The sequence below is a fragment of the Psychrobacter sp. YGAH215 genome (assembly GCF_007280595.1).
GTDB classification, from domain to species: domain Bacteria; phylum Pseudomonadota; class Gammaproteobacteria; order Pseudomonadales; family Moraxellaceae; genus Psychrobacter; species Psychrobacter faecalis.
In genome coordinates this window covers 54,093-67,607 of sequence record NZ_VKLR01000009.1, presented here as the reverse complement: position 1 = coordinate 67,607, position 13,515 = coordinate 54,093, and the positions used below count along the sequence as shown (strand labels likewise).

Annotated in this window: 12 protein-coding genes; 1 reads left to right on the top strand and 11 read right to left on the bottom strand. The window is 42.9% G+C overall.

Annotated features, from left to right (window positions below; genetic code table 11):
* Window positions 1-288: 288 nt before the first annotated feature.
* The 7 genes from FOR85_RS05240 to FOR85_RS05210 all read right to left on the bottom strand — a co-directional run bounded on the left by FOR85_RS05240 (window position 289) and on the right by FOR85_RS05210 (window position 10,491).
* Window positions 289-2,637 carry a cation-translocating P-type ATPase gene (locus tag FOR85_RS05240; protein ID WP_144297021.1) on the bottom strand — a complete coding sequence of 783 codons (2,349 nt, stop codon included), beginning with the start codon at window positions 2,635-2,637 and terminating at the stop codon, window positions 289-291.
* A 312-nt stretch (window positions 2,638-2,949) separates the two neighbouring features.
* The gene (locus FOR85_RS05235; protein ID WP_068407122.1) at window positions 2,950-3,174 is read right to left on the bottom strand and encodes a heavy-metal-associated domain-containing protein; all 225 of its coding nucleotides are present in this window, start codon (window positions 3,172-3,174) and stop codon (window positions 2,950-2,952) included.
* 272 nt (window positions 3,175-3,446) lie between these two features.
* Window positions 3,447-3,701 carry a hypothetical protein gene (locus tag FOR85_RS05230; protein WP_068407125.1) on the bottom strand — a complete coding sequence of 85 codons (255 nt, stop codon included), beginning with the start codon at window positions 3,699-3,701 and terminating at the stop codon, window positions 3,447-3,449.
* A gap of 45 nt (window positions 3,702-3,746) precedes the next feature.
* Complete coding sequence (gene kdsA / locus FOR85_RS05225) at window positions 3,747-4,622, bottom strand: 3-deoxy-8-phosphooctulonate synthase (protein WP_144297020.1); 876 nt, start codon at window positions 4,620-4,622, stop codon at window positions 3,747-3,749.
* Window positions 4,623-4,867: 245 nt separating this feature from the next.
* Window positions 4,868-6,502 carry a CTP synthase gene (locus FOR85_RS05220; RefSeq protein WP_102077672.1) on the bottom strand — a complete coding sequence of 545 codons (1,635 nt, stop codon included), beginning with the start codon at window positions 6,500-6,502 and terminating at the stop codon, window positions 4,868-4,870.
* A gap of 227 nt (window positions 6,503-6,729) precedes the next feature.
* Window positions 6,730-7,758 carry a porin gene (locus tag FOR85_RS05215; RefSeq protein WP_144297019.1) on the bottom strand — a complete coding sequence of 343 codons (1,029 nt, stop codon included), beginning with the start codon at window positions 7,756-7,758 and terminating at the stop codon, window positions 6,730-6,732.
* A gap of 528 nt (window positions 7,759-8,286) precedes the next feature.
* Window positions 8,287-10,491 carry a malate synthase G gene (locus FOR85_RS05210; RefSeq protein ID WP_144297018.1) on the bottom strand — a complete coding sequence of 735 codons (2,205 nt, stop codon included), beginning with the start codon at window positions 10,489-10,491 and terminating at the stop codon, window positions 8,287-8,289.
* 572 nt (window positions 10,492-11,063) lie between these two features.
* Between FOR85_RS05210 and FOR85_RS05205 the strand changes: the two genes are divergently transcribed.
* Entirely contained in the window at window positions 11,064-11,777 is a 714-nt protein-coding gene (locus FOR85_RS05205) for a tRNA-(ms[2]io[6]A)-hydroxylase (RefSeq protein WP_223808519.1), read from the top strand.
* Between the two features lie 187 nt (window positions 11,778-11,964).
* Here the strand turns inward: FOR85_RS05205 and FOR85_RS05200 are convergent, their stop codons facing one another.
* The 4 genes from FOR85_RS05200 to FOR85_RS12625 all read right to left on the bottom strand — a co-directional run bounded on the left by FOR85_RS05200 (window position 11,965) and on the right by FOR85_RS12625 (window position 13,240).
* Entirely contained in the window at window positions 11,965-12,225 is a 261-nt protein-coding gene (locus tag FOR85_RS05200; RefSeq protein ID WP_144297017.1) for a hypothetical protein, read from the bottom strand.
* Between the two features lie 92 nt (window positions 12,226-12,317).
* Window positions 12,318-12,707 carry a hypothetical protein gene (locus tag FOR85_RS05195; protein ID WP_223808518.1) on the bottom strand — a complete coding sequence of 130 codons (390 nt, stop codon included), beginning with the start codon at window positions 12,705-12,707 and terminating at the stop codon, window positions 12,318-12,320.
* Window positions 12,708-12,774: 67 nt separating this feature from the next.
* Window positions 12,775-13,026 (bottom strand): hypothetical protein, encoded by a 252-nt coding sequence (locus FOR85_RS05190; protein WP_102077667.1) that lies wholly within the window; start codon window positions 13,024-13,026, stop codon window positions 12,775-12,777.
* Window positions 13,027-13,069: 43 nt separating this feature from the next.
* On the bottom strand, window positions 13,070-13,240 hold the full coding sequence (locus FOR85_RS12625; protein WP_190295503.1) for a hypothetical protein: 171 nt from the start codon (window positions 13,238-13,240) through the stop codon (window positions 13,070-13,072).
* Window positions 13,241-13,515: the final 275 nt, after the last annotated feature.

Below are 13,515 nucleotides of genomic sequence, written 5' to 3'. Positions count from 1 at the left end.
ATAACGGCAACTACAATACAAAAAAGGTAAAGCAAAATATCGTATAGCACTTATAGCAAAACCAACAATATCTATTCATATAATTGACTGGTTTCATGCCTTATTAAAGCTTCATCTAATACTTTAACTGTCAGCTATCGTGCTTGGTATCATAGCATAAATTTTGCCAAACTTCCCTTATCTTACCCCAACTTGCGCCCATGAAATGAAATATCGCCTGTAATATCAGCCATTAAAGAGGGGGTGCAATCCCTCTTAACAGCGACGATATGACAGGCGGTTTGGCATTTATGTTTTTGTTAAACGCTTACTGTCAGTCTGAGTATTAGAGACGGTGTTATTTAGCTCAACCTCGGTTTTGAAACGCGTCAGACGTAGCGCATTCATCAATACCGAAATAGAGCTCAGCGCCATTGCTGCAGCGGCAATCATAGGATTTAAAAAACCAAAAGCGGCAAGCGGAATACCTAGGCAATTATAGATAAAAGCAAAGAATAAATTTTGCTTGATATTGCGCACCGTTGCATTGGCAATTTTTTGCGCCGCATCAATATGCATGAGCGACTCACCCATCAAGCGTGCAGAGGCACTATGCTGGGCGACATCCGTACCCTCAAACATCGCAAAGCTGGCATCGGCGGTTGCCATTGCTGGCGCATCATTGACGCCGTCGCCCGCCATCGCCACTTTGTGACCCGCTGTTTGCAATAGGGCAATTTGGCTCGCCTTATCACGTGGGCTCATTTTACCGTACGCTTGCTCAATACCCAACTGCCCTGCCACATGGTCAACAACCGACTGCTTATCCCCACTCATTAATATAACATTGATACCCGCATCTTGTAGCGCAGTAATTGCCTGCGGCGTGTCGTCTTTTAAATCGTCAGCTAAGGCAAACGCGCCTAGCGGCTCATCGTTGATACTAATGGCGACAGTACTGGCAATTTGCCATACTTTTGGCATCAGTTTTGGCAGGGTTAGATTAGCAAACTCTGCCGTACCAACTTTTACCACACCTAAGCCTTCGATATTGGCTTGTATACCCGCACCTTTGATGACACTGATATCCGTGACAGTCATCAGTGGTAAGTTACGCTCGCTAGCCGCGTTAATCAACGCCGTCGCTAATGGATGGCTGGCGTGCGCCTCAACACTTGCGGCAATTTGCAGCACATCATCGACGGCAAGCGATTTATCCACCATGACCTGATCGACGATGGTTGGCTTACCGATAGTTAATGTGCCCGTTTTATCGAGTACCACGGTATCAATATTACCTGCCGCCTCTAAGCTTTGCGCGTCTTTGAACCAAACGCCATGACGGGCGGCGACACCCATACCGGCCATAATAGCCGCTGGCGTTGCCAACCCAAGCGCACATGGGCAAGCAATGACCAACACCGACACCGCATGCATTAAGGCAGTATCAACCATACCCGTTAGCCACCACGTCAGCCCAAAAGTAACCAAGGCAATCGTTACTACCACAGGGACAAAAATAGCCGTTACTCTATCAGCAAGGCGCGCTAAATTGGCCTTTGAGCCTTGTGCATCGCTGAGCGCTTGTACCATATCACCGAGCTTGGTATCGCTGCCTTTCGCACTGACGCGATAGAGTAAGCTGCCATTTTCGACCAACGCCCCTGCTAGCAGTACATCACCTGCTTCTTTTTTAAGCGGTACGGACTCGCCGGTTAAATGACTCTCAACGCACCAGCCAGCACCGCTGATAACGACACCATCGGTTGCCACACGGCTGCCTTGTTTGGCACGCAGGATATCGCCTACTTGCACCGCTTGTAGCGCGACATTATGAAAATCACCATTTGGCTGTTGCTGCTCAACCTCATCAGGTGTTAGGGATAATAATAAATCAATACTGTTTAAGCTATGCTTTTTGGTACGCTCCTCAAGATATTTACCCGTACGCACAAAGGCAATAACCATTACCCCTGCTTCAAAATAAACAGCTGGTCCGTGTCCGCCTGCATGCCCGCTTTGTAATAAGCTGCTTAACGTGCCATCGCCATGGGTCAGCCATAAATAAGTAGAATACGCCCAAATGGTTACCGTGCCAATGACCACCAATACGTCCATATTGGCAAGACCACCTTTGATAGACGCCCACGCGCTTTTGTAAAATGGCAATGCCAGCCCAAATTGGACAATGGTCGCTAAGATAAACTGAATCCAAACCGGCGGCATCCACGCCATACCTTGCCCAACGAGCATGCCTGCCATACCAACCAAGAACGGTAGCAAACAAATCCACAGCGCAATCAGGCGCCATGGATAAACAGTTGCGGTATCTTCATCCGACTTAGCAAACAAACTATCAGCGGCCTGCAAATTGGCCACAAAACCAGTTTTATTCACCCATTCTGTTACCTGCTCAGGTGTGGTTTGCGTTGGATCATAATCGACGTTAGCCGTCTCGCCAGCGAAGTTAACATTGACTTCATAGACCGCCGGCTTCTTATTAAGGACTTTTTCAATGCGAGACGCACAAGCCTGACATGTCATTCCCTCAATCGCCAGTTGCAGGTGCGCACGCTTGGGCGCAAGCGGCGTATTTGACTGGATATCAGTCTCAACTTCATAAGGGTCATTGTTAGCGGTACGGGTAGCGTCATTCATAGAGAGAACTCGTTATTGCGTTAAAGCGCGTGATAGCGTTTAGATATTTAGGCATTCGTTTGCGCGAAAAAAAGCTCAATAGCTTGATAAAGGTGTTAGACGAAAGCGTATTTGAAGCGCCCTTTTCTAAACCTACTGATGATAAATATTAAATGGTTATGATTGGCGGTAATTCAACTTTTTCTATGGTTGCAACTCATCAACAGCTATTGGCGTATAAATAAAAAGACGTTAGTTATTGCTGCCTCATTATTTTTTAGCCATTAAAAAAACCAGCCATCAGAGCCGGTTCTTTTACAAATACAAATAATCTTAAGAGTTTGCAACGGTAGCATCGAAACCTGCATCGTCGATAGCAGTAGCTATCTCCTCGATAGTGGTCTTAGTGTCATCAAAGGTCACGGTCGCTAAATTATCAGCCAAATCAACAGAGATTGTCTCTACGCCGTCTATGCCGTCAGTTGCTTTATGTACGCTTGCCACACAACCACCACAAGTCATGCCATCGATATTAATGATTCTGGTTTGGTTTGCCATGAGAGGCTCCTTATTCTTATAACGGATTTTTTATTAGTGAATTTTTTATAATGTTCAAAAACTACGTTTATAATGCTCTTTATACGCTTACTTATAAACACAGCATCCAACTAGCATAAGCCGTATTACTGTTAACAACAAGTCCATTTGGTTGTAAGTTTATTAAAGCGTTGTTGCTTCAAATATTTTTATAAAAACGAAATTTGTATAAACATGGCTTATGGAACTATCAAGCGTTAAAAATACCGCAGTAAATAGTCACTCACTAAACGTTAATCATGATAACGTGGGTTTTGCGGGGCATCGATAGGAAATGGTTGAGTCACGTAATCAACCATGCTAATTGCTGCAACAAACGCATGCACCGTCGTTTTGGTATCATCATAATGGATAAATGCCATTCTGTTTTCAGGCTGTAGCTCAATCTCTGTGACACCGGTAATATTTTTTAGCGCCGTCATCACGCTCTCAAACCCTTCGGTATCATCGATATTCTCGATACTTACTTGTGCAACTTTAATCGCCATGATCTTATCCCCTCGTCGTTTATAGCGTTTATAGCGTTTATAGCATTAATGCGTATCCAATACCTCAAAACCTTTGACCAACTCATCGATCTGCTTAAGTTGACGCAAAAACGGCTCTAACTGACTGGTTCGCAACGCACACGGACCATCGCATTTTGCCACTTCTGGGTTTGGATGCGCCTCTAAAAACAAACCTGCCAAACCTGTCGCCATACCTGCACGAGCAAGGGTGGTGATTTGCTCACGGCGACCGCCAGCACTGTCACTACGCGCGCCCGGCTGCTGCAAACTGTGCGTCACATCAAAAAACACGGGGATATCCATCTGCTTCATGGTATCAAAACCCAGCATATCGACGACCAAATTGTTATAGCCAAAGGCACTGCCGCGCTCACACAAAATCAGCTTATCGTTACCGCCTTCAAGGCATTTATTGACGATATGACGCATCTCGTGCGGTGCTAAGAACTGCGCCTTTTTGATATTAATAATCGCATCAGTTTTTGCCATCGCGTGCACCAAGTCAGTCTGACGCGATAAAAACGCTGGTAGCTGGATAATATCAGCCACTTCAGCGACCGGCGCTGCTTGATAAGGTTCATGCACATCCGTGATAATCGGTACTTGGAACTTTTCTTTAATTTGCCCTAGCCAATCGATACCCTGCTCTAGACCCGGCCCGCGATATGAATGTAAGCTTGAACGGTTGGCTTTATCAAAGCTGGCTTTAAAGACATAGCCAATGCCCAAACGCTGGCAGATATCCACATACTGCTCGGCAATCTCAAACGCCAATTCTTTGGACTCTAAAACATTCATACCACCGAATAAGACAAACGGCTGGTCGTTACCGATATTAATCGTCTTGCCACTTGGCGTATCGAGCTTGATATGTGATTGTGCGGTTAATAAATGTTCCATGAAGTGCTGACCCTCATTATTGTTATTTACTGTCGTTATCAACAACGTTTATTCATCTGACTTTTCCTATTGTAACCGATAGCTCAATGAAAAAAAGTATCCAAGCGTAATTGATAATTTTAACTGCCTGATATAAAAGCTGTACCTATAAAAAATGTCATTAGAAAAGTCTGAATTCAAGCCAAAAAAAAGACCCATCCGAAGATCAGTCTTTTTATAGTTATTAAGCTGTCGTACGATAATGCTTATTTATTATCGCTATAATTCCTTGCCGCTTTGACAAAGCTGTTAAACAGTGGATGACCACCGCGTGGCGAGCTGGTAAATTCAGGATGGAACTGTACGGCGACAAACCAAGGATGGTTAGGAATCTCAACCGATTCAACCAAATGCTGCTTAGCAGAATAACCCGATATCGTCATACCTGCTTGCTCTAATGGCTCGATATAACGATTGTTCATCTCATAACGATGGCGATGACGCTCAGTGATATTGGTTGAACCGTAAATTTGCGCAAGCTTACTACCCGCCACCAGTTCCGCTTGCTGCGCGCCTAAACGCATGGTGCCCCCGAGGTCTGAATCATCGCTACGAATCTGCAATTCGCCGCGCTCATCCAACCACTCGGTAATCAAACCGATGATAGGCTCGGCCGCGGTACGATGGAACTCAGAGGAATTGGCATCGATATGTAGCACATTACGCGCATATTCAATCACCGCCAGCTGCATACCAAGGCAGATACCAAGATAAGGTACGTTATTTTCGCGCGCGTAAGTAATGGCTTTCATTTTACCATTGGTACCGCGCTCACCAAAACCGCCCGGTACTAAAATAGCATCGGCATCGTTAAGACGAGCAAATAAAGCATCATCGGTTTCTAACAGCTCAGCGTCGATATAGTCGATTTTGACGTCGGCTTTATGGGTGATACCAGCGTGTAGCAAAGCTTCGTTGATAGATTTATAGGCATCTGGCAATTCAACATATTTACCTACCATTGCGACCGTCACTGTTGCTTCAGGATTGAGCTGCGCTTCGACCACTTTATCCCAATCGCTTAAATCCGCTTCTGGTACATCAAGACCAAAGCGCTCACAGATTAAATCATCAAGATCTTGCTCATGCAAGGTACGCGGTATTTGATAAATACTTTGCGCATCTTCACACATGATGACTGCGCGCTCTTCGACGTTGGTAAATAACGCAATCTTGCGGCGATTGTCTTGTGAGATATGGTGGTCAGAGCGGCAGATTAAGATATCTGGCTGCAGACCGATAGAACGTAGCTCTTTTACTGAATGCTGAGTAGGCTTGGTTTTGGTTTCGCCCGCGCTGGCAATATAAGGCACCAGCGTTAAATGCATCAGCATGGCGCGATTGCGACCTAGCTCTACTTGCATTTGGCGTACCGCTTCCATAAAAGGAAGTGACTCGATATCACCGACCGTACCGCCAATCTCGATAATGGCGATATCATAGCCTTCGCCACTGGCAAGAATTTTGCTTTTGATTTCATCAGTGATATGCGGAATCACCTGTACCGTACCGCCCAAATATTCACCGCGGCGCTCTTTATTCAAAACGTTCTGATAGATACGGCCACTGGTAAAGTTATTGCTCTTACTCATCTTTGAATGGCGTAAAAAGCGCTCATAGTAGCCTAAATCCAAATCGGTCTCAGCGCCATCTTCGGTGACGAACACTTCGCCATGTTGAAATGGGCTCATCGTACCTGGATCGACGTTGATATACGGATCCATTTTGGTCATCGTCACGCTCACGCCGCGTGCTTCAAGGACTGCGGCAAGAGAGGCTGCGGTAATACCTTTTCCTAGTGAGGACACTACCCCACCGGTCACAAATATAAACTTGGTCATAGTACTCTGTCGGTAATTGGTAAAGAAGGATTTTACTAAAAATACGCCACAAAATATAGGGCAAAAGCACAAACTCTTTAAAACACTCAGTTTTTCGCGCTGCGCCCGCATCAGTGCATATTTATCATAAGCGTGACTATTATACGCCACTGCCGCCTTAAAAAGGCCATAACAAAAAAACTCACCCCGAAGGATGAGTTTTTTAGAGTCAGATTCTAATGCTTAGATTAGAATTTGTATTCTAGACCAGTACCAAGTACGAATACTTCAGCATCGCCTGTAGTTGTTAAGTATGGAACATTATCAGCTTTGTTCATACCAGCATAAGCATGAGCAATGATGTTGTCTTTATAGAAGTATTTGCCACCAACAACGATTTGATCTGAATCAGCGTCATCAAAACCATCTAGGTTAGAGGTATTGTTGTACTGTGCATAGACAGACGCTGGACGAGCAAAGTTAGTTAGAGGCATCTCACCACTAATGACAAAACCTTTTTCTTTAGAAGAACCATAATCATAATCAGCTACTTGATATAACGCACCTAATCTGATTGGAGCTGCCATGAATTTAGCTAGATCTACAGTCGCGGTACCACGGATGATGTCACCTTCGATGTTTTGGTCTTTGTCATAAGCTAGACCAGCAGTAAAGCCAGTACCTTGGTCAAATAGTGCTGCAACACCGAAACCTGAGTTATCATTACCATTAGCATCATCAGAGCTATACATTGCAGAGATTTCTAGTGGTAGACCATCATATTTTGGTGCAGTCCAAATGATTGAACTTGGGATGCGGTTACTATCCGCCATGTTTAACGCTTCGACAACTTCATTCTCATTTTTCGTAGTACCTAAGTTATCAAAGTAACCTTGGTTTACAACAACGTTATCGATACGCGCTAGGCTTGATTGGTTTTTACCAACACGGAACTCACCAAATTGCTTGTTAACAACACCAAGGAATGTATCACGGTTAGTGAAACCATCTTTATCTCCATCAATGCGTGTGCCGTACTCTAACTGATAGATAACATCAGTGTTAGCAGTCATGGCTTCAGAACCTTTAAGACCGATACGTGAAGCATGAGAGTTAATTTCTACTGTATCTTCATCATACATATTGCCAGCAGGGCCATCGAATTCAGCGTTAACATAGTCAGCAGCTAAAAAAGCTTTACCGTAGATAGTAGGTGCTGCGTTGGCGGCAGATACAGATAGGGCAGCGATTGCTGTAGCTAAAAGTAGTTTTTTCATGGGGTATCTCCACTTTACAATTTTAGTAATGAGCGAGCTATTATTAGCTGGTGCCCAATATGGTATCGTCACAAATCCTCAAAGATATAATGTGTAACTGGCTACCGAGATTAGTCAGAAACAAGTGTGGCGAAGTGCTATTACCGTAAGATGAAAAAAACCATGACTTACATAACTGGGATTAGAATCGTAACTGCCATGTAAATGCTGGTCTTTATCGCTCTGTTGCGTAACATCCGTTACCAAACTCATACTTCGATTACAAGCATAACAACTTTGACATAATTTGCAACATATTTTTAAGTCTTTGATGACGAAAAATCCTTAAACCCATGCTTAATCTAAGGTTTAACGATTATTTAGATAAAAACAAAAAAAACACCCCTACTCGCCATTGGCAAATAGGGGTAACTTTTATAAATAAATAAAAGAAATACATTGCTTTAAATATGCTTGAGTAATACTAAGTATTGAAGGACTACTTAACCATGGATAAGTAGCCCTTTAATGGCTTTTAAAAATAAGGAATTAACAATGCGTATTGGCTTTTAAGTCTAAACGCGCTTGATGCAATAATGGCTCAGTGTAACCACTTGGCTGCTCACGACCTTTAAAGACCAAATCGCAGGCAGCTTTAAAGGCGTAAGAATTATCGAAGTTATTGGCCATTGGCTGATAGCCATTATCGCCCGCATTTTGCTCATCGACGACTTTTGCCATGCGCTTCATGGTATCCATGACTTGCTCTTCGCTTACCACGCCGTGATGTAACCAGTTGGCGATATGCTGACTTGAGATACGCAAGGTTGCACGGTCTTCCATTAGACCTACATCATTGATATCTGGCACTTTAGAGCAGCCAACGCCTTGGTTTACCCAGCGTACAACATAACCTAGGATACCTTGAGCGTTATTATCAAGCTCTTGCTGCTTTTCTTCTTCTGTCCAGTTGCTATCTTTGGCCAATGGAATGGTCAAGATATCATCTAAGCTGGCACGCTCACGGGATTTTAAGCTGTCTTGCACGTCGGCAACATTGACCTCATGGTAATGCATGCTGTGCAAAGTAGCGCCCGTTGGTGATGGTACCCAAGCTGTGCTAGCGCCTGCTTGTGGATGGGTGATTTTGCTTTCCATCATCTCTTTCATCTCGTCAGGCTTCGCCCACATGCCTTTACCAATTTGAGCGTGGCCTTGTAGACCGGTCTCTAAACCGATATCGACGTTCCACTGCTCATAAGCTGGCTGCCATGCTTGCGATTTCATATCGCCTTTACGGACGAAGGGTCCAGCGTTCATGCTGGTGTGCATCTCATCACCCGTACGGTCTAAAAAGCCCGTATTGATAAAGATCACGCGCTCTTTTGCTTGGCGAATGGCTTCTTTGAGGTTAACCGTCATGCGGCGCTCTTCATCCATCACACCGATTTTAATGGTATTACGCTCTAAGCCTAATAAGTCTTCAGCGGCGTTAAACAAATCGTTCGCCATTTTGACTTCTTCAGGACCATGCATTTTTGGCTTAACGATATACATCGAGCCCTTGCGCGAGTTTGATAGCTCGTTTTTGCCTTTTAAATCATTTAAAGACAATAGCGGAGTAATCAAACCATCCATTAAGCCTTCAAAAATCTCTTCTTGACCGTTACCCAAATCAACCAAGATAGCCGGGTTTTGCATTAAGTGACCAACGTTACGAATTAATAGTAGCGAGCGACCTGGTAAGATAAGTGCGCCGCCATCTGGCGTGGTGTATTCGCGGTCTGGGTTTTGTTTACGCGTACGAGTTTTGCCGCCTTTTTCAAAGGTTTCTTGCAAGTCGCCATTCATCAAACCAAACCAGTTGCGATACACTTCTACTTTTTCTTCGGCATCAACGGCAGCGATTGAGTCTTCGCAATCTTGAATCGCCGTGATAGCAGATTCAAGTAATACGTCTTTGATGTTAGCTGGATCGTCTTTACCCACTGGATGGCTGCCATCGATTTGGATTTCAGCATGTAGGTTGTTGTTTTTTAACAAAATACCAGTTGGGCTTTCAGCCTCACCGACAAAACCTGCAAACTGAGCGGCATCTTTTAATTCAGTGCTGCTATCGCCTTGCATAACTTCAAGCTTGCCATCGACAACTTTAAAGCCAGTGGCATCAGTATATGAGCCTGATGCTAATGCAAAGCTTTCATCTAAGAATTTTTTGGCATAGGCGACGACAGCGGCGCCGCGCGTTGGGTTATAGCCACCTTTGGCTTCTTGACCATTTTCATCGCTGATGACGTCTGTGCCGTACAAGGCGTCGTACAAGCTGCCCCAACGAGCGTTGGTTGCGTTCAATGCATAGCGTGCGTTACGGACTGGCACCACCAACTGCGGGCCTGCGATATGGGCAATCTCGTCGTCGACGTTTTGGGTGCTGACTTTGAAATCATCACCTTCTGGTAATAAGTAGCCGATTTCTTGTAAAAACGCTTTATAAGCTGGGTAATCAATATCGCCATTTTTGGCAGGATTGTCGAGATGCCACTGGTCAATTTGCTTCTGAATTTTGGTACGGGTCGCGAGCAGCGCTTTATTGCGCGGCGTAAATTCTTTAATAACCTTTTCAAAACCTGACCAATAGCTGTCTGAATCAACACCGACTTTCGGCAGCACTTCGTTTTCAATAAAATCGAACATCTGCTTATCGATGGCAAGAATGCCTTTTTGAATACGATTGGCGTTAGAAGACTGGCTCATATTGTTATCCTTATCTGTTCGTGAAGTGTGTTAATCGCGGATTGCTATTATCTATATTGCTACTATTTAGTGCAGTGCAAAGCCAATGCTAAGGCGCTAAGCGTTACTTTTTGCGCTAGCATGGATAGTTGATATAATACCGTTTGACTAGCTATTAACTGATAATAATAGTAAGACAAGATATTCTAAAAGCAAAATCTCATCCTACTATCAAATAATGAAATAAACAAGGAAAGACCATTCACTAAGTAAATACTTAGGCTGTCTATAAATGATACCCTATAAGCCACATGGCTTTAGGTGCGGTAAATAGTCTGCTTAAGCGCTAGAATTGAAATGATGTATAAACCTTGAGTAATCATTACTACATCAAATTATGCTTAATAGTTATCTGTTAAGCCAAAGCATTTAAAAGTACCAAGCTTGCCTGATTATCTATCATGCCAGAAATGCCAAGCGCCATTAAAAATATTTGCCGTTATAGTCGTTATAATAGCTCTCACTCTTAAGTCTTTTTATTATTGTTTAATAAATACTGCCTTACATCTACTCTTTAAAAAGTCCGAAAAACTATGACTATTACTACCCAAAATCTTGCAACGCTAACTCAAAATAATGACGCTGACCAAGACAGCACTCAAGAAGACAGTGTCGATATCGCGCAATTAAGAACGCCACTAAAAGTAGACCTATCGCCTATTTATGAATTTTTAGGCGCACGTACCACGCAGGCTTGGGTCGATGCTGCCCTTGCGGATTTGCCGTTAATCATTCAAGACCATGCCAACTGCGAAAAAAAAGCGGCTGGTACGGCGATGAATTTAATCTTTCGTTATGAGTTTTCTTATGACTTACAGCGCAAATTGGCACAATTGATACGCGAGGAGATGCTGCATTATGAGCAAGTGCTCGGCATCATGAATGAGCGCGGGCAAGCATGGAAATATCTGAGCGCTGGACGTTATGCCAAAGGCATGCTCAAGCATAAACGTACCTACGAGCCAGCGGCGATGGTAGATGTCTTAATTATTGGGGCATTTATCGAGGCACGTTCTTGCGAGCGTTTTGCCACATTGGCAGAAGTCATTAATGATGAACGATTGGCGAAGTACTATCGCTACTTACTTAAATCAGAAAGTCGCCATTTTGAAGATTATTTGGCATTGGCGCAGTCTTTAGCTGAAGATAATATTGACGAACGTGTCGCCTTTTTTAAAGAAGTTGAAGCAGAGCTGATATCAAGTCCAGATAGCGAGCTACGCTTTCATAGTGGTAACCCTGCTTAATTATCTAATCATCTTATTAATTTTCACCTGAAATAAAAAAGGTTTAACCGTTAGCGTATAAATTCTTGCTAAGGGTTAAACCTTTTTAAATCTTACTACTTAAAGCGACACTATAAATTTTACTTAAAGCGCCACTATAAATTATCCGTTTCTTATTTCATTCAATCTTTTATTGTTCTGAAAGCCATTATTTATCGCTTTCGGTTATCGAAGTATCATATTGTTTGTGATTTTTTACCACATGATGGGGATCGTGGTCATCCGTCAACCGTTCTGCTTCTGCCGGATTGACCTTTTGCAGGGCATCGTCAGGTACAATACCATTATTGTCATCGGCATCTTTTAGGTTGGGGTTATCTTCTGGATGATTTCGCTTTTGCTGATTCACATCAACATCCTTATCATTAACGTCCGTAGCATTAACGTTCTTGTCGTTTTGTATAGTCATAGGCCTTCTCTTTATAATTATAAGCATATAAAAAATAGCTATCTATATTTGCTAGCACTCTTAGCCTCGCTAAACACCTTTCATCTTAACTATTAGAAATCTTTTTCATCAGGATTTAGTACGCGTGTTTGCGCATTATCGACATTGGCATAGCGATTTAAATCGTTTATATCGGTACTTTTAGCCGCTTCAGGCATGATAGTATGCTCATTTACCCCTTCATCGAAAGCATTGCCTTCTTGATCGCGGCGATCTGGCTGACGCGCAGGATTGTCATTTTTGTTTACATGCTCTGTTTCTATCACACCTTCTTTAAAGGTATCGGTTCCTTTATTGACTCTAGTATTGTCTTCGATTTCATCATGAGCAACAGATGAATGAACCTCATTCTCTGTAATAGCGGTTTCTCGAATATCAGTCTCCTGAATACGAGTTTTGGTTAATTCAGGATCTTTGGTTGGCATATCTTTGGCTTGCATCATAATATCCTTATTGTTTTTTAAATTATTATTTTTATCGTTATGGTAAATTCGCTTATCGTTCTCACGTTTACTCATTATTCTTTTGAGACAAGTCATAAGCGTTTAAATCAGCAACGTTTTTACCACCAGGTGGCAAATCCTCTTCTTTACGTGGGTCTACATATACTTCATCGGTTTCCTGTGATGCTTGCTCAGGTCCATCAATATCCGGCTCGTACTTTCGACCTTTGTAACTGTCTTTAGGATTTTTTGGCTTTAATGCCGCTGGATCATCAATTAGTACCGGTTCTTCATCATTAGGTTGGGTAAAGTCTTTCATGGCGTGTCCCTCGCGTTTGGTGTAGAGCAGCAGATTAGTTTTATTATTTATCAGTCCGCAAATCATCTTCGATAAAAGGCGTTTTTTGCTCTTCGCTTAGATTTTCAGGTTTATCGACTTGCTTGTTATCGGTTAGGTTTTTTTCGATTTGTTGGCTATCTGCTTGTTCTGCCGCTTTTTTTACATCAGATATGTCATTATTGGTATTACTCATGGTGCAATTCCTCTTATTTGTAATTTATTTATAATAAAATTGTACTAGCTATAATTAGCTTATCCTTGCTCGCTCTTTATAAATTATTGATATATAGACTGCTGTCTATCAGCTATCAGAGACAAGGTATAACTTAATTATAAGAATAATTTTTGACTGCTCACCAGTGTACTGCCGTATCAATGTGTGAATAAATGTGAGGTTAGCCGACAGTTTGTAACTTGCTTTTCATTGGTACGCTACTTTTTTAGTAATTTATTCCGCAACTTTATAAG

Excerpts from the sequence above, each read along its gene's own strand:
- FOR85_RS05195 (WP_223808518.1), bottom strand. The coding sequence starts at position 12,707 with ATGATGCAAGCCAAAGATATGCCAACCAAAGATCCTGAATTAACCAAA.
- FOR85_RS05210 (WP_144297018.1), bottom strand. The coding sequence starts at position 10,491 with ATGAGCCAGTCTTCTAACGCCAATCGTATTCAAAAAGGCATTCTTGCC.
- FOR85_RS05200 (WP_144297017.1), bottom strand. The coding sequence starts at position 12,225 with ATGACTATACAAAACGACAAGAACGTTAATGCTACGGACGTTAATGAT.
- FOR85_RS05230 (WP_068407125.1), bottom strand. The coding sequence starts at position 3,701 with ATGGCGATTAAAGTTGCACAAGTAAGTATCGAGAATATCGATGATACC.
- FOR85_RS05240 (WP_144297021.1), bottom strand. The coding sequence starts at position 2,637 with ATGAATGACGCTACCCGTACCGCTAACAATGACCCTTATGAAGTTGAG.
- FOR85_RS05220 (WP_102077672.1), bottom strand. The coding sequence starts at position 6,502 with ATGACCAAGTTTATATTTGTGACCGGTGGGGTAGTGTCCTCACTAGGA.
- FOR85_RS05215 (WP_144297019.1), bottom strand. The coding sequence starts at position 7,758 with ATGAAAAAACTACTTTTAGCTACAGCAATCGCTGCCCTATCTGTATCT.
- FOR85_RS05205 (WP_223808519.1), top strand. The coding sequence starts at position 11,064 with ATGACTATTACTACCCAAAATCTTGCAACGCTAACTCAAAATAATGAC.
- FOR85_RS05190 (WP_102077667.1), bottom strand. The coding sequence starts at position 13,026 with ATGAAAGACTTTACCCAACCTAATGATGAAGAACCGGTACTAATTGAT.
- FOR85_RS12625 (WP_190295503.1), bottom strand. The coding sequence starts at position 13,240 with ATGAGTAATACCAATAATGACATATCTGATGTAAAAAAAGCGGCAGAA.
- FOR85_RS05235 (WP_068407122.1), bottom strand. The coding sequence starts at position 3,174 with ATGGCAAACCAAACCAGAATCATTAATATCGATGGCATGACTTGTGGT.
- kdsA (WP_144297020.1), bottom strand. The coding sequence starts at position 4,622 with ATGGAACATTTATTAACCGCACAATCACATATCAAGCTCGATACGCCA.